Here is a 15214-nt window from a genome sequence, read left to right as displayed (position 1 = left end):
GTGCAAGACCTGATCGCAGCAGGCACCCATTGGCCAGCGGGTGTGCGCGCCGTGTTCACCACGCGCAACGGCGGTGTCTCGGCGCCACCATTCGACAGCTGGAACCTGGGTGACCACGTGGGCGATGCGCCCGAAGCCGTGGCGGAAAACCGCCAGCGCCTGACCGTGCGCCTGCAAGCCCGGCCGGTGTTCCTGAAGCAGGTGCACGGCTGTGACGCACTACGCCTGCAGGGTGACACGGCCGACCAGAACGTGGCCGACGCCTGCTGGACCAGCGAGACCGGTGTGGCCTGCACCGTGATGGTGGCCGACTGCCTGCCGCTGCTCTTCAGTACCGCCGATGGCAGCAGCGTGGCAGCGGTTCACGCTGGGTGGCGCGGCCTGGTGGGCCACCGCGGCACGGGCGTGATCGAATCGTTGTGCCGCGACTGGCCCGCCGTGCAGCTGCCAGGGCAACTTGAAGGCTTGCGAGTCTGGCTGGGGCCATGCATCGGCCCAACGGCATTCGAGGTGGGTGAAGACGTGCGCTCAGCCTTCGCTGAACACGACCCCACCGCCGCGCGCCACTTTCAGCCCCAAGGCGGAAGCGCTGGGCCGAAATACCTTTGCAATCTGCCAGCGCTTGCGCGAGACAGACTGGCCCGCCTGGGCATTACCTCCATCCACGGCAATGACGGCTCCACGCCCTGGTGCACCGTGAGCAATCCGTCACTTTTCTTCTCGCACCGGCGTGACGCTGCCCGCCTCGGCAGCACCGGGCGCATGGCCGCCTGCATCTGGCGCGCCTGAGGCTGCCGCCTCAGCGGCCTTTGCGGCATCGAACTTTCGCTGCTTGCGGCTGATGAAATAAAGAATCAGCGAAACCGGCACAAAACCGTAAAGAATCAGCGTCACAATGGCACCAAGGATGGTGCCGTTGGCGCTGAAGGCTTCTGCGAGGGCCATCAGCACAGCCACGTAAACCCAGCCCAAAACCACGAGATACATGTGTTAACGTTCGGTCATGTGTGAGAGAAATGTTGGTCTCGTCAGCCGGCCGCAATGCAAGGGCCGCAAACTGGCAACCAGACACCCATATTGTGGGCCCCTTGCCGGATGCCTGCATGAACTTTTCGGAGACAAACATGACCTCTGACAACCCCTGGCTGCAGTCCGCCCAGCAGTTCCAGCAGTCCGCCATGCAGCAATGGACACAGATGCTGCAGTCCGCCCAGGCGTCCGGTACGCCCACCCCCAGTTTTGCCATGCCCAGCGGCGCCAACCTGTCGGAGCTGTTCAGCAAGATCACGGGGCAGCCCGTCAAGTTCGACCCGGAGAAGTGGGTCGAGATCCAGCAGACCTACATGAAGGACCTGGCCGAACTGTGGAACCAGGGTCTGCAGGTCAAGCCGCCGAAGGACCGCCGCTTTGCGTCGGAAGCCTGGAACGCCAACCCCATGGCAGCGTTCTCGGCAGCGGCCTACCTGCTCAACGCCCGCACCCTCATGGCCATGGCAGAAGCTGTGGATGCAGATGCCAAGACCAAGGCCCGCGTCAGCTTCGCGGTGCAGCAGTGGATAGACGCCAGCGCACCCAGCAACTTCATGGCCTTCAACGCCGAAGCGCAGAAGAAGGCACTGGAAACGCAGGGAGAAAGCATCTCCAAGGGCATCCAGAACCTGCTCAATGACATGAAGCAGGGGCAGGTGTCCATGACGGACCAGAACGCTTTCGAGGTGGGCCGCAACGTGGCCACCAGTGAAGGCCAGGTGGTGTTCGAAAACGAACTGTTCCAGCTGCTCGAATACAAGCCGCTCACCGCCAAGGTGTACGAGCGCCCCTTCCTGCTGGTTCCGCCCTGCATCAACAAATTCTACATCCTCGACCTGCAGCCCGACAACTCGCTCATCCGCTACGCGGTGGAGCAGGGCCACCGCACCTTCGTGGTGAGCTGGCGCAACCCCGACGCCTCCTGTGCCCAGAAGACCTGGGACAACTACATCGAAGACGCCGTCATCAAGGCCATTGGTGTGGTGCAGGAAATCACCGGTGCAGAGACCATCAACGCCCTGGGCTTCTGCGTGGGCGGCACCATGCTGGGCACAGCGCTGGGGGTGCTGGCGGCGCGCGGCGAAAAGCCAGTGCACAGCGCCACGTTCCTCACCACCTTCCTCGACTTTTCCGACACGGGTGTGCTCGACGTCTTCATCGACGAAGCCTTCGTGAAATTCCGCGAGATGCAGTTCGCCAACGGCGGGTTGTTGCCGGGCCGCGACCTCGCCACCACTTTCAGCTTCCTGCGCCCCAACGACCTGGTGTGGAACTACGTGGTGGGCAACTACCTCAAGGGCGAAACACCACCGCCTTTTGATCTGCTCTACTGGAACAGCGACAGCACCAACCTGCCGGGGCCGTACTACGCCTGGTACCTGCGCAACACCTACCTGGAAAACCGGCTGTGCAAGCCTGGGGCGGCCACGGTTTGCGGCGAGAAGATCGACCTGGGCAAGATCGATATCCCGGTCTACATCTACGGTTCGCGCGAGGACCACATCGTGCCCATTGGCGGTGCCTACGCCAGCACGCAACATCTGTCCGGCCCCAAGCGTTTCGTCATGGGCGCGTCCGGCCACATCGCCGGGGTCATCAACCCTGCCAGCAAGGGCAAGCGCAGCCACTGGATCGGCCCCAACCGCTTCCCGGCCAAGTTCGACGACTGGCTCGCGACGGCCACCGAGCACCCTGGCAGCTGGTGGACCGACTGGTCCAGCTGGCTCAAAGGCCAGGCTGGCAAGCAAATTGCTGCGCCCAAGGCGTATGGCAACCGCAAGCACAAGCCCATCGAACCCGCTCCAGGCCGTTACGTCAAGGTCAAGGCCTGAAACGTCCCGGTTCAACCACTGAACATTCTTCGACAACCCCCAGAGGAGTAGACACATGGAAGACATCGTCATCGTAGGCGCAGCGCGCACGGCCGTTGGCAAGTTCGGCGGCTCGCTCGCCAAGATTCCCGCCACCGAGCTGGGCGGCATTGTCATCAAGGCCCTTCTGGAGCGCACCGGCGTGGGCGCCGACCAGATCGGCGAGGTCATCATGGGCCAGGTGCTGGCGGCAGGCGTTGGACAGAACCCGGCCCGCCAGGCCATGATGAAAGCAGGCATTGCCAAGGAAACCCCGGCGCTCACCATCAACGCCGTTTGCGGCTCCGGCCTCAAGGCCGTGATGCTGGCTGCCCAGGCCGTGGCATGGGGCGACAGCGAGATCGTCATCGCAGGCGGTCAAGAGAACATGAGTGCCAGCCCGCACGTGCTCAACGGCTCGCGCGACGGCCAGCGCATGGGCGACTGGAAGATGGTCGACACCATGATCGTCGACGGCCTGTGGGACGTGTACAACCAGTACCACATGGGCATCACCGCCGAGAACGTGGCCAAGGCCCACGGCATCACCCGCGAGATGCAGGACGCACTGGCACTGGGCAGCCAGCAGAAGGCATCGGCTGCGCAGGAAGCAGGCAAATTCAAGGACGAAATCGTCCCCGTGAGCATTCCCCAGCGCAAGGGTGACCCGGTGATCTTCGACACCGACGAGTTCATCAACAAGAAGACCAACGCTGAAGCGCTGGCGGGCCTGCGCCCGGCTTTCGACAAGGCTGGCAGCGTGACGGCAGGCAACGCCTCCGGCATCAACGACGGCGCCGCCGCCGTGATGGTGATGAAGGCCAGCAAGGCGGCGGCCCTGGGCCTCAAGCCCCTGGCGCGCATCGCCAGCTTCGGCACCAGCGGTCTGGACCCGGCCACCATGGGCATGGGCCCCGTGCCTGCATCGCAAAAGGCTCTGGCCCGCGCAGGCTGGAAGGCTTCTGAAGTGGATCTGTTCGAGCTGAACGAGGCTTTCGCCGCCCAGGCCTGTGCCGTCAACAAGGAACTCGGCATCGACCCCGCACGTGTCAACGTGAACGGCGGCGCCATTGCCATCGGGCACCCCATCGGTGCTTCCGGCTGCCGCATTCTGGTCACGCTGCTTCACGAAATGCAGCGCCGCGACGCGAAGAAAGGCCTGGCTGCCCTGTGCATTGGCGGCGGCATGGGCGTGTCGCTGACGGTCGAACGCTGAACAACCACCAACATCCCCTTTCACTCAACACACAGAGGAGCATTCCATGAGCCAGAAAGTCGCATACGTCACCGGAGGCATGGGTGGCATCGGTACCGCCATCTGCCAGCGCCTGGCCAAGGGCGGTTACAAGGTCATTGCGGGCTGCGGCCCCACACGCGACTTCCAGAAGTGGCTGGACGAGCAAAAGGCGCTGGGTTTCACCTTCTACGCCTCGGTGGGCAACGTGGCCGACTGGGACTCCACCGTCGCCGCCTTCACCAAGGCCAAGGAAGAGCACGGCCCCATCGACGTGCTGGTGAACAACGCGGGCATCACACGTGACCGCATGTTCCTGAAGATGACGCTGGACGACTGGAACGCGGTCATCAACACCAACCTGACGTCCATGTTCAACGTGACCAAGCAGGTGGTGCCTGACATGGTGGAACGTGGCTGGGGCCGCATCATCCAGATCTCGTCGGTCAACGGCGAGAAAGGGCAGGCGGGCCAGACCAACTACTCCGCCGCCAAGGCCGGCATGCACGGCTTCACCATGGCCCTGGCCCAGGAACTGGCAGCCAAGGGCGTGACGGTTAACACCGTGAGCCCGGGCTACATCGGCACCGAAATGGTGCGCGCCATCCGCCCGGACGTGCTGGAAAAGATCGTGGCCACCATTCCGGTCAAGCGCCTGGGCACGCCCGAGGAAATTGGCTCCATCGTCGCCTGGCTGGCGGGTGACGATTCCGGCTTCACCACCGGTGCCGACTTCTCGTGCAACGGCGGCCTGCACATGGGCTGATTGCCCGCAAGGCGCCAGTACCAGCAAACCCGCTTCGGCGGGTTTTTTTCATGGGGCTGGGATAATCGCGCCCCATGACTGTTTCTGCCCCCGTTTCCGGCGCTGTTGATGCGCGGCACCTCTGGCGCCTGAGTGTGGCGCCCATGCTCGACTGGACCAAGCCACTTCTAAGGTGTTGTCACTGAAGCAGAAAAGGCCGCTGACGCGACCTTGATGCACTCGGCGGTGCATATGCAGGGGGTGGCGCGGTGCGCCGGTGCATCATTCTGCTGGCGGGGCGGCAGTCGGTGACAGGTTGTCACCGTGTAGTCGGGCGCGGAGGGCGTCATGCGTCCGCTGGATCATGTCGTGCGCTCCGGGTGTTTCGCCGTGCTCCAGCCAGTACGCCAGCGTGTCCAGGGCCTGCCGCAGCAGGGCGGTATCTGCCTGCTGTTGCTGATGGAGTTCGCGCATCACCTCAATCACGGCTTCTTCATGCTTGAGCAGCACGGCCTTGATTAAGTCCATTGGCGTCTCAATCATTGCCAGTGCGGCGGCTTTGACCTTGGCCTGCTCTGTCTGCGCCTTCTCGATAGCCTCGGTGTGGAGTTTCGATAGTGGTTTCATTTCAATCGCTCCATGATGGCGTCGCGCAGTTCAAGATCGCGCAGCAGTGTCGGGTCGCTTAAGTGCTCGGCGCTGATTTCACTGGTGGCTGGCAGCAGTTCGTTCATGAACTCCAGCGCCTGCCGCAGCAGCGCGGTGTCGTCGGGGTGCGGCTGCGGGGCGGCTGGTAACTCATGTGCTGGCTCCACGTTGGCCAGCATCCGCATAAACCGCGCAGCACCTTGGTTGGCCGTGTAGTGCGAGCCGCCAGCGTCCACAAACGCCATTGCGATATTGCAGTGCCAACCCCACGCGTAGTCTGGGTCAGCTTGCATTGCTTCAATTAAAGTTTGCACTGCACTTGCCACCGGCTCCCCGGCTGGTTGCGGGGCGGCTGCGAGCATGGCGGAGTAGATGGCTTTCACTTCTGCCCATGTGAGCGCGCCGATTTCAGGCTTACTTTCAGGGTAAACCTCAACGGCTATGCCAGCGGTCTTCATCTCCGGCGTAGGCTCCACCGGCACCAGCTTGTACCCTGGCGGGATGGCGGGCTGGGGTGCGGTGTAAACAGCCGTCGCCCCTTCGGCCGCATATCCGTACAACGGCACGCCGCGCAGCAACAGCGTGGGCGGCTTGATTTGCGCAAGTGCATCCGTTGGGACGTACGCCACCGGCTCTGCTGGCTGCTCTGCCAGCGCGGCGCGGAGTATCCGCAGCGCCTCGGTCCACTCGTCGACGCACCCGCTGCACAGCGGGGCTTCAGGGCCGAGTATGGCTACGGTCTGTTCGATGGCCTGTCTCAGTTTGTCGGTCATACCTGACTCCTTTCCCACAGTGCCTTGGCCTCGGCCTCGGTCTTGTCGATCCACTGACCCAGTGCTTCGGCGCTGACCATCATCGGGGCCTTGCGGCTGTTGGTCAGCCGGAACGTGGGTACCGGCAGCTCGTTGCGCGCGGCTTTCTTCAGCGCTTCCTCGTAGGACAGCGCGAAATACTTTTCGCACACGTCAGCCAGCGGGATCGCTGGCGACTTGTAGATGGACATGAGGGCCAGGGACGTGATCATGGTGCCTCTCAGAACTTCTTGCCGCCTTCAGCAGCTCGGTTTTCGATCTTGTGGTCAGCGCGCTGCGCGTTGAAGACCATCTTCTCGGCGATGGCGCCCGCCAGGTCCATGCCGTAGCCGCCGGCCAAGTCGAAAATCCTGATCACCGCGTCTGCCAGCTCGACCTCTCGCATTGCACGGTGCGGCAGCTTGTCGTCCATGAGGCCTTTTCTGTCGCCTTCCATTGACTCGCTGATTTCGGAGTGGATCAGGCACAGCTTGTTGCTGAAGTGCAGCGGGTTTTCTTTGCTGGTGTAGGTGTCGTTGCTGTTCCACCAGCCGGCTGATTTGGCCGCTCCGTGGCATTGCCGCTGCAGCACCTCTGCGGCCTGGATGATCAGATCGGGGTTTAGGTCGAAGTCACTCATGGTTGTATCTTTGTCGGCCTCGCGGGCCATGAACATCAGAGCCATGATGACGACGCCAAAGGTGGCGCCGGTCATCAGGACGGCAATGAAGATCGCCAGTGTCATTCAGTCGATCAGTTCGCTTTGGCGTAGGCGCCCAGCAGAACGGGCATCTGGCCGTTGAGGGAATCGCGCACCAGGTCGGCCAGCTCGTTGGCCATTTCCTCGGCATGCAGCTCGGCCTTCACGATGCGCAGCACGATCGACGGCTTATCGCCACCGGTCTGCACACCCAGGCGCAGCACGAACAGACGTTCGGCCAGGTCTTTGTAGGGCACGCACTTGAAGTAGATGGTGGTCGGGATCGGGTCGGCGCTGGTGGCCTGCACCGACTCGAATGCGCTCTTGCTGGCACTCAGCGACTGCTCGCTGGATTCCAGTTTGCGCATGGCCTCGATGGACAGCTTGCGGATGGCGGCGACTGCCTTGGGCAGCTTGATCGGGCCTTGCTCGTTGAAGCACTCAATCAGGTCGGGCCAGTCTTCCAGAAACTCGGCGGCGACGGTCTGGGTCAGTGCGCGGCCGCCGGCATGCTGCAGCAGGGCGCGATACGCGGCGGTCAGTTGGGCTTGCAGCTTGGCGCGGTTGTCGGTGTGGCCGGGCTCGTCGGGAGTGCCCAGGTTCAGCACGGCGGTGGCGCACATTTCGTTGGCGTCCACAAACACGCTGGCACCGGCTTCGGCGTGGGCCTTGGCGTAGGTAGCAAAGTCCTTCAGTGCGCTGGTGGTCATCAGGCCACGGGCGCGCCGGCGGATGGTCAGGTACTGCTCCAGATCGTGCAGTTTGAAGTCTTCGGGCAGGGCCACAAGGGTGGCGGCCTGCTCGGTGATGGCCGTAGCAGCGGCCGAGATGGCCTCCGATTGGCCCAGTTGCTTGATGGCGTCTTTGTCGAACATGGTGTTGCTTTCTGCTGGGTGTTGCGGGTGGGGCTTAAACGATTTCGCCCTGCTTGTTCATGAGAGAGGGCTGGGCCAGCGACAGCGCGCCGAACCGGCCCACGTGCAGCACGGTCGATCGCTTCTCTTCTTCGCCGGCCTTGCCGTCCATGGTCGGCTTGACGTACTTCAGGGTGTGCTCGCAGCGCACCTGACTGGTACCGGGGATGCGCTGGAAAACCAGCTTCACGGTGACTTCGCCGGCCTTGTCGTTGTCCACGGTGGCGGCCGCCACTTGCGACAGCGCAATGGACAGCTTGCGGTCGAACACGCCACCGTCCAAGTCGGTGATGAATTCGCCCACGTCAGTGGCGGCTGCGGTGGTGTCGGGTGTCGCGGTCATGGTTTCCTTTCGGGTGGGTTGGGGGAATCAGAACGGGATGTCGTCGTCCATGTCGTCAAAGCCGCTGCTGGCCGGTGCTGGCGCGGGACGCGGTGCGGGGGCCTGGCGCTGGGTCGCCGGTGCGGCAGCATCGTCACGGCCGCCCAACAGCTGCAGCTCGGTGGCCACGATGTCCACCGTGTTCTTCTCCACGCCCGACTGGTCGGTGTATTTGCCGTACTTAAGGCGGCCTTCGACGTACACGGGCTTGCCCTTCTTGATGTACTCGCCGGCAATCTCGGCCAGGCGCTCGTAGAAGGTGACGCGGTGCCATTGAACATCCTCAATGCGCTCGCCTGTGCTTGGGTCTTTACGGTAGTTGGACGTCGCCATCGAAACGGCTGCAACAGCTTTGCCGCTTGGTAGGTAACGAACCTCGGCGTCTTTGCCGCACCGCCCCAGAAGAATGACCTTATTGACTGATGACATGTTTTTGACCCTCTTTCTTCGATGCAATCCAGCTTGCGTGATGCCTACTGATCCCGAACAAGATTCCAATTTGCGTGTAGGACATGCCGGAACTTGCAAGCCTTTGGATTTCTGCTCGCTGGCTTTCGGTCAGCTTTGTGTGCGGCAAAGCAAAACCCTTGGCTATGCGATTTTTTTTGACCGCATCGGCCATGTTTTCTGTATGCGTTCCCAGAAATAGGTGTTCTGGGTTGATGCAACCTCTAACGTCACACCAGTGACACACCTCAAGGCCCGGCTGAATCTCGCCGTGGATAAGCCTGTACATGTGCCGGTGTGTGTAATCAACCTTGCCGAGAATCTTTGCTCTCCCATAGCCGTTGCTTTGCGTGCATCCGGTAAAAATCCGGCAGCCGTTCGGTGAAGCAATGGTTCTTTCGAGCAATGATTCGATGATCTGGTGCGCGCTCATGCGGCCCTCGCTGCGATGCTGCGTTCGGCCACAGCCATGACGCCGGGGTACAGCTGGCCGGCCTTCTTGAAGGCGCGGGCCTGGGCGCCCAGGAACTTGGTGTCGGCCTGCAGGCACTCGATGGGGGCCTGACCGGCGGCCACGGCTTGCACCAGCTCCATCAGGTTGGTGACTTCGGCGCTGTACGTGACGCGGCCACTGATGCCGGTGACCTTGGCCGGGGCTTCCACGGCCGGGGCCAAGGTCACCACCTGGGCGGTCATGGCAGCGGTGGCGGCCTGCAGCTCGGCGGCCTGTGCGGCGGCCATGGCAGCGGCTGCAGCTTCCTGATCACCGGCAGCGGCAGCGGCTTGGGCTTCTTCCTGCGCACGGCGCGCGGCTTCGGCTTGTTCGCGCTCGATGGCGGCCAGGCGTTCCCGCTCGGCGCGGGCTTCGGCTTCGGCCTTTGCGCGGGCCGCTGCAGCGATGCGCTCCTGCTCGGTGGTCCACGCCACCATGGCGCGCTTCAGTGTGGCCTCGGCTTTGTCCAAATAGTCCTTCGGGGCGCGGAACAGATCGTTCACTGCCTTCACTGCCTGGTTCAGTGGGCCGGTGATGCTGGTGCGCTTCTCTTCGACTTCCTTCTGCAGGGCCTTGATGCCTTTCAGGTCGTCGCTGGCCAGCTCGAACATGGTCGGGCTGTCGATCACGAAGTCGGTGGCGCCGGCCAGTGCGGCCTGGGCTTTGTTGGCCAGCACGATGGCGGCGCTGGCGTCGTAAGTCACGGTGTCGGTGGTTTTCATGGGTGGGCTCCTTAGAACTTGGGGGTGATGGAATGGCGCGCGCACCAGTTGCGCAGCGTCAGAAGGGAACAGAACAAAGGCCAGTCGGCCGGGTCGGTGTAGGGCTTGGCCACATAGGTGCCGTCGCCATTGAGTTGCACGGCGATGCGCTGCATGGTGCTGGCGGCGCCGGGGCTCCATGCGTTGGCGTAGGCGGCCAGCTGCGGCCCGACACTGGGGTACAGCTCGGCGGTGGTCTTGATGTCCACCACAGAGAGCAGGCCCTGCACGTCGCCAATGCGGTCGGGTGTGCCGGCATAGCGCAGGGATTGGTGGTGCACGGGCCTTTCGATTTCGAGCCACGACACGCGGTGGTCGGCGCAGAACTTGCGCCATGCGCTCAGGTACGGGCGCAGGGCGGGGTCCATGGTGTCCTCGTCCAGCTCCATCAGGTCGTCCAGCTCGCAGGCGCGGTGCACAGCCTTGCCGAACTCGGCGGCGGCCTGCAGCACATCGGGCGGTACCGTGCTGTAGTCGGTCAGCGGCTTCAGTACGCTCGTCACGCCGGGCACCTTCTGACCGCTGAGGTAGTAGGTGTGGGTGGCTTCGTCAAAGGTGAGCATCACAGCACCGCCTTCAGTGCAGCGAAGTCGGCCTTGCTCATCTGCACGGCTTCGTCAAACGCGAGCCCGGCCGCTTGGTAGGCCTCGGCCTTGGTCCAGCCCTTGGCCTCGATCTTCTTGGTGATATAGGCCACCTCGCCCTGGGTGGCGGGCGTGCTGTCACCTGGTGCGGGGGCAGCTGCAGGCGCTGGCGCCTCTGCAGGTGCGCGGCGCCGGGGTTGTGCCACGGGCGGCTTGCTGGTGTTGCGGGGTACGGTCTCGCCCATTTCCTGGCCGTCTTCGTCCAGGTCGTCGTCAGCGGCCACGCCCAGCATGGCAGTGACAAGGTAGCGGCGCAGGTAGGTGATGGCGGCGCCGAAGCTCTTGGGATCGCCCAAGTCGCGGGCGCTGGGCATGTCCACCGTGCTGGACATCGAGCCACCATCGGCATGCACCAGCGAGCACACCAGACGGCCTTCGTGCACGGTCTGGATCAGCGCCAGCCCATTGGCCGACAGTGCGGGCCGGGTCTTGGTCAGGATCTCTTCCAGATCGGCGTAGCGAAACCGGTACCGGCCTCCGCTCTTCATCGTGATTTCGACATCACGGTTCTTGACGATCGGCTGGAATGCGCCTTGTGCTTTGGCCAGCGCTGCGTACAGCGCGGCCATGGGATTGGTGGGTTCGTTCATGGAGGTACAGCAGGTGGGTCAGAAAAAGGGGTAGATGAGCGCGGTAATGAGCATCACCACGACGACCATCAGGGCAGCGGTGGCGGCGTCACGCAGGTGCTCGCGCCACGTAGTGCGGGGCAGGGGTTCGGCGGCCGGCATGCGCTGGCCGACTTTGGCGACACGGACCGGGCAGTCCTTGCCCTCGGTGCACTTGTAGTCGCAGCAGTTCATACGGGCTCCGTCACGGCACCGGCCAAGCCGAACAACACGACCAAAGCCACGGCGACGGCAGGCCAGAACCAGCGGGGGCGGCCCAGGCGCTCATAAATCTCATCAAGCAGGTAGGGGTTCATCGGTTCACTCCGGTGGTGTGCGGTAAGTGAAGTGAACTTTAGCAGAATAAACCTGCCTTGTATAGTAGGCTACTAAATAATTTTCGGCATTGCGGTGGTTTGCCTAGGATTCAGGCAACAAAAAACCCGCCGAAGCGGGTTTGCTGGTGGTGTGCGGCGCGGCTACTTCTTTGGGATCAGGTCGCTGAAGCTGATGCCGCCTTCGGCGTGTTTGTCGTCGCAGATGCTGCGCAGATCGTGGTAGGCCATTGGCACGCCATTGGCGGCCTTGGCGGCGCTCTTCAGGCACCCCTCGTAGCTCTGCTGGCCAAACGCCAGCCAGCCAATCAGTATGGTGGCGCCAACAATGCCCGCGCCGATGATCGTTTTCCGTTGCATCACCTTCTCCTGTACTTCCTGTGCTCCACCATCGTGCCGACGATCCGCACCGGCGTGACATCTGACCGGATGATCGGATAGTCGTCGTTGAGCGGCACCAGCTCAAACACCATGTTGCCGTTGGCATCCATGCCGCGCGGCCGGTACTTCTTGAATGTCGCTTCGTCCTCGCCGTTCTTTGCCACCACACAGTCGCCAGGTTGTGGCGACACCTCTGGGTCAATGATCACTCGATCGCCAGGCCGATATTCCGGCAGCATTGAATCCCCCTTGATTTCCAGTGCAAAGGCACTCCCCGATATTTCTGAGTCTGTCATCAGCCAGTCTTGTGCATCGTTGGTTTGATACGGATCGACAGCGCCCGTCCAGTGGCCAGCCTGCACATAGTTGATGAGTGGGACGCACTTTGCTCCGATGGCAGCGGGTTGAACGTTGTTGTCAATCACAAATTTAGGTCCGCGGCCGGTAACGAGCCAAGCAGCACGAACCCCTGTTGCTTTTTCCAGGGCTTCTGCTGTATCGGCACGTAGGCTTTTGATCCTGCCGTCCAGCCACTGACTTACCGCGCCGGGGCTCTTGCGAGTCTCGGCAGCGATCTGGGCCTGGCTTTTTCCCGAGTGGGAAATCGCCTCGCGGATTCGGTCTGAGAGTGTCATGGCCTTATTAAGCCACCTAAAGGCTATAGGATGCTTCACAATATCGGTTTAGTGTGATAAATTTCAAGCCCATGAAAACCGAAGAAGCCATCCAACTAGCCGGGTCCGCCGCGACGCTGGCCAAGATTCTCAATGTCACCCCGTCCGCTGTGACTCAGTGGAGGGATGGCCCCCTGCCTGATCTTCGGCTTGTCCAGCTCTACGCGATCCGGCCCGAGTGGTTCAAGGGGCGCCCTGTCCCTTCTGTTCGCCGCAAGGTGGGAAAGAAGCGTAAGCCAGTCACTGAAGGCGTCTGAGCCATGGCCGGCGACTGGATCAAGATGCGCGGTAATCTGTGGGACGACCCACGGGTTGCAAAACTTTGCGACCTGACAGAGCAGGGTGAGGCCGCCGTCATTGGTGGGCTTTACTGGCTGTGGGCCACGGCAGACCAGCACAGCGAAGACGGGATCATGCCCGGGCTGACGCTGCGCCAGATTGACCGCAAGACTGGTGTGCCAGGGCTTGGCAATGCTTTGGTGTGCATCGGGTGGCTGGCCGATCACCCCGAAGGCGTGCGCATCGTCCGGTTTGAAGAGCACAACGGCACGTCTGCCAAGAGGCGCGCTGTAACGGCAAAACGTGTGGCCAGCCACCGCTCAGGTAACGCCGATGCAACCGCAGACGATGCAGCCGGTAACGCTGATGTAACGCAGACAGCGTTACAGGATGAGCACGCGAGCGTTACAGGTGCGTTAGCTAGAGAAAGAGAAAGAGAAGAGAAGAATACTTCTTCACTTCGTTCAGAAGTAGAGCCGCGCAAGCGCAGCGCACCCGCTCAGGTTTCCCGGCCTGACGTTGTTGCCGAACAAACCTGGACCGACTGGCTTGCACTGCGCCGAGCCAAGAAGGCCCCGGTCACCGAAACCGTGTTGGAGCAAGCCCGGCGTGAGAGCGAGAAGGCCGGCATGCAGTTGGACGCCTTCCTGCAGGTGTGGTGCATGCGCGGATCGCAAGGCCTGCAAGCCGATTGGCTGAAGCCGGCCGAGCGACAAACCGCCAGCCGCCAGCCCATGAGCTACGCCCAGCAAGACGAGCTGGCGCGCCGCGCTCGTTGGGAGGAAATGACCGGCCGCAAGTGGCCCGAGGCCGGCCAGCCCGCCGATGCCGACGATTACATCGACATCACACCCCTGCAGCCGAAGTTGAGGGTCGCCACATGAGCCTGCCCACCAAAGCGATTGACCGACTGTTCGAGCGCCTGGCCGCCACCTACGGCGCGCAATGGACGCGCCAATGGGCCGATGTGCCGATGGCCGATGTGAAGGCGGCATGGGCGCATGAGCTGTCCACGTTCGCGCAAAGCCTGCACCGCATTGCCTGGGCGCTGGAGAACCTGCCGCCTAAGTGTCCGAACGTCATCGAGTTCAAGCACCTGTGCCGCCAGGCTCCATCACCCGAGGCGCCGCGCCTGCCCGAACCCAAGGCCGACCCTGAGCGCGTCAAGCGGGAGCTTGCCAAGCTGGGCGACGTGCGTACGCAAACCGTCCAGACCGCCACAACTGATCACAAGGCCTGGGCTAAGCGAATCCTGGCCCGCCATGAGGCTGGCGAGAAGATCAACCCCACCAGCTTGCGCTTTGCCCGCGAAGCGCTGCGCTCGCACCTGATGCCGGAGGCTGCTTGACATGCAGCGCCTGCATCCAATCGAGCGAACGGCCGACCTGTGGGGCGTACCGGTTCCAGTGCCTGGAGTGCTGCACCCGGCTGGTGCTGAGTGCGTACCCGAGCAAGCCACACGCGGCCGCGATGCTCGCTGCGATCGAGCGCTTTCCGGGAAATCCTGGCCGGGCAAAGGTCTTGGAGTGCGTGGCCCAGAAATTGACGAAACGCCGCTCAGCTGGGCCGAAGTCCAGTTTGGACGAGTGAGGCACCTGCTGTGAAGTTGTACTGCGCCCTGTGCGGCCGCCCGATGGACCAGGCCGCCGTCCTGATCGGCAATCACCCAGTCGGGCCGAAGTGCGCCCAGCGCGCCGGCCTGATGCCGCTGGCGCAGCGCAAGAGCGGGCTGGTGTTTCCTGTCTTGCGCCGAAAGCTGGTCAAGCCGCAACAGCCGCAGACCGCCGACCTGTTTGAAGAGGTCGAGGCATGACCGAGCGCACCGTCATCCGATGCTGGGAGCCGGTGCAGGCCCACAAGGCCATGACCGGCCAGCTGTGGCCACTGCTGAAGGCGCACCTGATGGCCGGCCGCCGCATGGTGGTTGAGGCGCGGGAAGAAACCCGCAGCCTGGCCGAGAACGCCATGCTCCATGCCCTGCTGACCCAGATCAGCAAGCAAGTGGAGTGGGCCGGCAAGAAGCGCGACGTGGAAACGTGGAAGCGCCTGCTGACCGCCGCATGGATGCGCGCACGTGGGGAGCACATCGAAATGCTGCCCGCCCTCGATGGCCACGGGGTGGACATCGTGTTCCGCCGCACCAGTCAACTGACCCGCGGCGAATGCGCCGAGCTGATCGAGTTCGTGCTGGCATGGGCTGCAGACCATGGAGTGCACACCGGCAGGGTGGACCCTGAGACCGGGGAGATTTACCAGTGAAGTCGTGCAAGGTTTGTTCCGAGTATTTCAGCCCATCGAG

General features: G+C 63.0%; 25 protein-coding genes. 9 read left to right on the top strand and 16 right to left on the bottom strand.

What is annotated here, in order from left to right:
- Window positions 1-789 carry a peptidoglycan editing factor PgeF gene (pgeF, locus tag ACYVHH_RS09120; protein WP_460564822.1) on the top strand — a complete coding sequence of 263 codons (789 nt, stop codon included), beginning with the start codon at window positions 1-3 and terminating at the stop codon, window positions 787-789.
- Here pgeF and ACYVHH_RS09115 read toward each other — a convergent pair.
- Entirely contained in the window at window positions 709-987 is a 279-nt protein-coding gene (locus ACYVHH_RS09115; protein ID WP_460564821.1) for a hypothetical protein, read from the bottom strand. The two genes, pgeF and ACYVHH_RS09115, sit on opposite strands and share 81 nt — an antisense overlap.
- A 137-nt stretch (window positions 988-1124) precedes the next feature.
- Here ACYVHH_RS09115 and phaC point away from each other — a divergent pair, with 137 nt between their 5' ends.
- The 3 genes from phaC to phbB are packed head-to-tail and all read left to right on the top strand — an operon-like array spanning window position 1125 to window position 4879.
- The gene (phaC, locus tag ACYVHH_RS09110) at window positions 1125-2861 is read left to right on the top strand and encodes a class I poly(R)-hydroxyalkanoic acid synthase (RefSeq protein WP_460564820.1); all 1737 of its coding nucleotides are present in this window, start codon (window positions 1125-1127) and stop codon (window positions 2859-2861) included.
- 55 nt (window positions 2862-2916) lie between these two features.
- Entirely contained in the window at window positions 2917-4095 is a 1179-nt protein-coding gene (locus ACYVHH_RS09105) for an acetyl-CoA C-acetyltransferase (RefSeq protein WP_460564819.1), read from the top strand.
- A 46-nt stretch (window positions 4096-4141) separates the two neighbouring features.
- The gene (gene phbB, locus ACYVHH_RS09100; RefSeq protein WP_460564818.1) at window positions 4142-4879 is read left to right on the top strand and encodes an acetoacetyl-CoA reductase; all 738 of its coding nucleotides are present in this window, start codon (window positions 4142-4144) and stop codon (window positions 4877-4879) included.
- Window positions 4880-5140: 261 nt separating this feature from the next.
- Here the strand turns inward: phbB and ACYVHH_RS09095 are convergent, their stop codons facing one another.
- The 15 genes from ACYVHH_RS09095 to ACYVHH_RS09025 all read right to left on the bottom strand — a co-directional run bounded on the left by ACYVHH_RS09095 (window position 5141) and on the right by ACYVHH_RS09025 (window position 12597).
- Window positions 5141-5485, bottom strand: coding sequence for a hypothetical protein (locus tag ACYVHH_RS09095; protein WP_460564817.1), 345 nt, complete (start codon window positions 5483-5485; stop codon window positions 5141-5143).
- The gene (locus ACYVHH_RS09090) at window positions 5482-6279 is read right to left on the bottom strand and encodes a hypothetical protein (RefSeq protein ID WP_460564816.1); all 798 of its coding nucleotides are present in this window, start codon (window positions 6277-6279) and stop codon (window positions 5482-5484) included. The genes ACYVHH_RS09095 and ACYVHH_RS09090 overlap by 4 nt, the downstream gene beginning before the upstream one ends.
- A complete protein-coding gene (locus ACYVHH_RS09085; protein ID WP_460564815.1) occupies window positions 6276-6530 on the bottom strand; it encodes a pyocin activator PrtN family protein in 255 nt (84 codons plus the stop codon). The genes ACYVHH_RS09090 and ACYVHH_RS09085 overlap by 4 nt, the downstream gene beginning before the upstream one ends.
- 8 nt (window positions 6531-6538) lie before the next feature.
- Complete coding sequence (locus tag ACYVHH_RS09080; RefSeq protein WP_460564814.1) at window positions 6539-7012, bottom strand: hypothetical protein; 474 nt, start codon at window positions 7010-7012, stop codon at window positions 6539-6541.
- A 38-nt stretch (window positions 7013-7050) separates the two neighbouring features.
- Complete coding sequence (locus ACYVHH_RS09075) at window positions 7051-7872, bottom strand: DUF2303 family protein (RefSeq protein ID WP_460564813.1); 822 nt, start codon at window positions 7870-7872, stop codon at window positions 7051-7053.
- Between the two features lie 34 nt (window positions 7873-7906).
- On the bottom strand, window positions 7907-8254 hold the full coding sequence (locus tag ACYVHH_RS09070) for a hypothetical protein (protein WP_183965961.1): 348 nt from the start codon (window positions 8252-8254) through the stop codon (window positions 7907-7909).
- Between the two features lie 27 nt (window positions 8255-8281).
- Complete coding sequence (gene ssb / locus ACYVHH_RS09065; protein ID WP_460564812.1) at window positions 8282-8722, bottom strand: single-stranded DNA-binding protein; 441 nt, start codon at window positions 8720-8722, stop codon at window positions 8282-8284.
- Window positions 8706-9173, bottom strand: coding sequence for an HNH endonuclease (locus ACYVHH_RS09060; RefSeq protein ID WP_460564811.1), 468 nt, complete (start codon window positions 9171-9173; stop codon window positions 8706-8708). Before ACYVHH_RS09060 ends, ssb begins: the two co-directional genes overlap by 17 nt.
- On the bottom strand, window positions 9170-9955 hold the full coding sequence (locus ACYVHH_RS09055) for a hypothetical protein (protein WP_460564810.1): 786 nt from the start codon (window positions 9953-9955) through the stop codon (window positions 9170-9172). The genes ACYVHH_RS09060 and ACYVHH_RS09055 overlap by 4 nt, the downstream gene beginning before the upstream one ends.
- Before the next feature lie 11 nt (window positions 9956-9966).
- Window positions 9967-10557, bottom strand: a complete 591-nt coding sequence (locus ACYVHH_RS09050) for a PD-(D/E)XK nuclease family protein (protein WP_460564809.1) — start codon at window positions 10555-10557, stop codon at window positions 9967-9969.
- On the bottom strand, window positions 10557-11228 hold the full coding sequence (locus tag ACYVHH_RS09045; RefSeq protein WP_460564808.1) for an ERF family protein: 672 nt from the start codon (window positions 11226-11228) through the stop codon (window positions 10557-10559). Before ACYVHH_RS09045 ends, ACYVHH_RS09050 begins: the two co-directional genes overlap by 1 nt.
- An 18-nt stretch (window positions 11229-11246) precedes the next feature.
- Window positions 11247-11441 (bottom strand): hypothetical protein, encoded by a 195-nt coding sequence (locus ACYVHH_RS09040; RefSeq protein ID WP_460564807.1) that lies wholly within the window; start codon window positions 11439-11441, stop codon window positions 11247-11249.
- Window positions 11438-11563, bottom strand: coding sequence for a hypothetical protein (locus tag ACYVHH_RS09035; protein ID WP_460564806.1), 126 nt, complete (start codon window positions 11561-11563; stop codon window positions 11438-11440). The genes ACYVHH_RS09040 and ACYVHH_RS09035 overlap by 4 nt, the downstream gene beginning before the upstream one ends.
- A gap of 162 nt (window positions 11564-11725) precedes the next feature.
- Window positions 11726-11941 carry a hypothetical protein gene (locus ACYVHH_RS09030; RefSeq protein WP_460564805.1) on the bottom strand — a complete coding sequence of 72 codons (216 nt, stop codon included), beginning with the start codon at window positions 11939-11941 and terminating at the stop codon, window positions 11726-11728.
- Complete coding sequence (locus ACYVHH_RS09025) at window positions 11941-12597, bottom strand: LexA family protein (protein WP_460564803.1); 657 nt, start codon at window positions 12595-12597, stop codon at window positions 11941-11943. Before ACYVHH_RS09025 ends, ACYVHH_RS09030 begins: the two co-directional genes overlap by 1 nt.
- Window positions 12598-12668: 71 nt before the next feature.
- Here ACYVHH_RS09025 and ACYVHH_RS09020 point away from each other — a divergent pair, with 71 nt between their 5' ends.
- The 5 genes from ACYVHH_RS09020 (at window position 12669) to ACYVHH_RS09000 (ending at window position 15174) form a co-directional block, all read left to right on the top strand.
- A complete protein-coding gene (locus ACYVHH_RS09020; protein ID WP_460564802.1) occupies window positions 12669-12893 on the top strand; it encodes a Cro/CI family transcriptional regulator in 225 nt (74 codons plus the stop codon).
- 3 nt (window positions 12894-12896) lie between these two features.
- Window positions 12897-13799: a hypothetical protein gene (locus tag ACYVHH_RS09015; protein ID WP_460564801.1), complete on the top strand. Its 903-nt coding sequence runs from the start codon at window positions 12897-12899 to the stop codon at window positions 13797-13799.
- On the top strand, window positions 13796-14263 hold the full coding sequence (locus tag ACYVHH_RS09010) for a hypothetical protein (protein WP_460564800.1): 468 nt from the start codon (window positions 13796-13798) through the stop codon (window positions 14261-14263). Before ACYVHH_RS09015 ends, ACYVHH_RS09010 begins: the two co-directional genes overlap by 4 nt.
- Window positions 14264-14515: 252 nt before the next feature.
- Entirely contained in the window at window positions 14516-14728 is a 213-nt protein-coding gene (locus ACYVHH_RS09005; RefSeq protein ID WP_460564799.1) for a hypothetical protein, read from the top strand.
- Complete coding sequence (locus ACYVHH_RS09000; RefSeq protein ID WP_460564798.1) at window positions 14725-15174, top strand: recombination protein NinB; 450 nt, start codon at window positions 14725-14727, stop codon at window positions 15172-15174. Before ACYVHH_RS09005 ends, ACYVHH_RS09000 begins: the two co-directional genes overlap by 4 nt.
- Window positions 15175-15214 lie beyond the last annotated feature (40 nt).

The organism is Hydrogenophaga aquatica (assembly GCF_054780915.1).
The sequence above is the reverse complement of the archived record's forward strand: the minus strand, read 5'-3'. Positions and strand labels throughout refer to the sequence as shown.

Coding starts and splice junctions, on each gene's coding strand:
- ACYVHH_RS09115 (WP_460564821.1), bottom strand. CDS start 987: ATGTATCTCGTGGTTTTGGGCTGGGTTTACGTGGCTGTGCTGATGGCC.
- phaC (WP_460564820.1), top strand. CDS start 1,125: ATGACCTCTGACAACCCCTGGCTGCAGTCCGCCCAGCAGTTCCAGCAG.
- ACYVHH_RS09105 (WP_460564819.1), top strand. CDS start 2,917: ATGGAAGACATCGTCATCGTAGGCGCAGCGCGCACGGCCGTTGGCAAG.
- phbB (WP_460564818.1), top strand. CDS start 4,142: ATGAGCCAGAAAGTCGCATACGTCACCGGAGGCATGGGTGGCATCGGT.
- ACYVHH_RS09095 (WP_460564817.1), bottom strand. CDS start 5,485: ATGAAACCACTATCGAAACTCCACACCGAGGCTATCGAGAAGGCGCAG.
- ACYVHH_RS09090 (WP_460564816.1), bottom strand. CDS start 6,279: ATGACCGACAAACTGAGACAGGCCATCGAACAGACCGTAGCCATACTC.
- ACYVHH_RS09085 (WP_460564815.1), bottom strand. CDS start 6,530: ATGATCACGTCCCTGGCCCTCATGTCCATCTACAAGTCGCCAGCGATC.
- ACYVHH_RS09080 (WP_460564814.1), bottom strand. CDS start 7,012: ATGACCGGCGCCACCTTTGGCGTCGTCATCATGGCTCTGATGTTCATG.
- ACYVHH_RS09075 (WP_460564813.1), bottom strand. CDS start 7,872: ATGTTCGACAAAGACGCCATCAAGCAACTGGGCCAATCGGAGGCCATC.
- ACYVHH_RS09070 (WP_183965961.1), bottom strand. CDS start 8,254: ATGACCGCGACACCCGACACCACCGCAGCCGCCACTGACGTGGGCGAA.
- ssb (WP_460564812.1), bottom strand. CDS start 8,722: ATGTCATCAGTCAATAAGGTCATTCTTCTGGGGCGGTGCGGCAAAGAC.
- ACYVHH_RS09060 (WP_460564811.1), bottom strand. CDS start 9,173: ATGAGCGCGCACCAGATCATCGAATCATTGCTCGAAAGAACCATTGCT.
- ACYVHH_RS09055 (WP_460564810.1), bottom strand. CDS start 9,955: ATGAAAACCACCGACACCGTGACTTACGACGCCAGCGCCGCCATCGTG.
- ACYVHH_RS09050 (WP_460564809.1), bottom strand. CDS start 10,557: ATGCTCACCTTTGACGAAGCCACCCACACCTACTACCTCAGCGGTCAG.
- ACYVHH_RS09045 (WP_460564808.1), bottom strand. CDS start 11,228: ATGAACGAACCCACCAATCCCATGGCCGCGCTGTACGCAGCGCTGGCC.
- ACYVHH_RS09040 (WP_460564807.1), bottom strand. CDS start 11,441: ATGAACTGCTGCGACTACAAGTGCACCGAGGGCAAGGACTGCCCGGTC.
- ACYVHH_RS09035 (WP_460564806.1), bottom strand. CDS start 11,563: ATGAACCCCTACCTGCTTGATGAGATTTATGAGCGCCTGGGCCGCCCC.
- ACYVHH_RS09030 (WP_460564805.1), bottom strand. CDS start 11,941: ATGCAACGGAAAACGATCATCGGCGCGGGCATTGTTGGCGCCACCATA.
- ACYVHH_RS09025 (WP_460564803.1), bottom strand. CDS start 12,597: ATGACACTCTCAGACCGAATCCGCGAGGCGATTTCCCACTCGGGAAAA.
- ACYVHH_RS09020 (WP_460564802.1), top strand. CDS start 12,669: ATGAAAACCGAAGAAGCCATCCAACTAGCCGGGTCCGCCGCGACGCTG.
- ACYVHH_RS09015 (WP_460564801.1), top strand. CDS start 12,897: ATGGCCGGCGACTGGATCAAGATGCGCGGTAATCTGTGGGACGACCCA.
- ACYVHH_RS09010 (WP_460564800.1), top strand. CDS start 13,796: ATGAGCCTGCCCACCAAAGCGATTGACCGACTGTTCGAGCGCCTGGCC.
- ACYVHH_RS09000 (WP_460564798.1), top strand. CDS start 14,725: ATGACCGAGCGCACCGTCATCCGATGCTGGGAGCCGGTGCAGGCCCAC.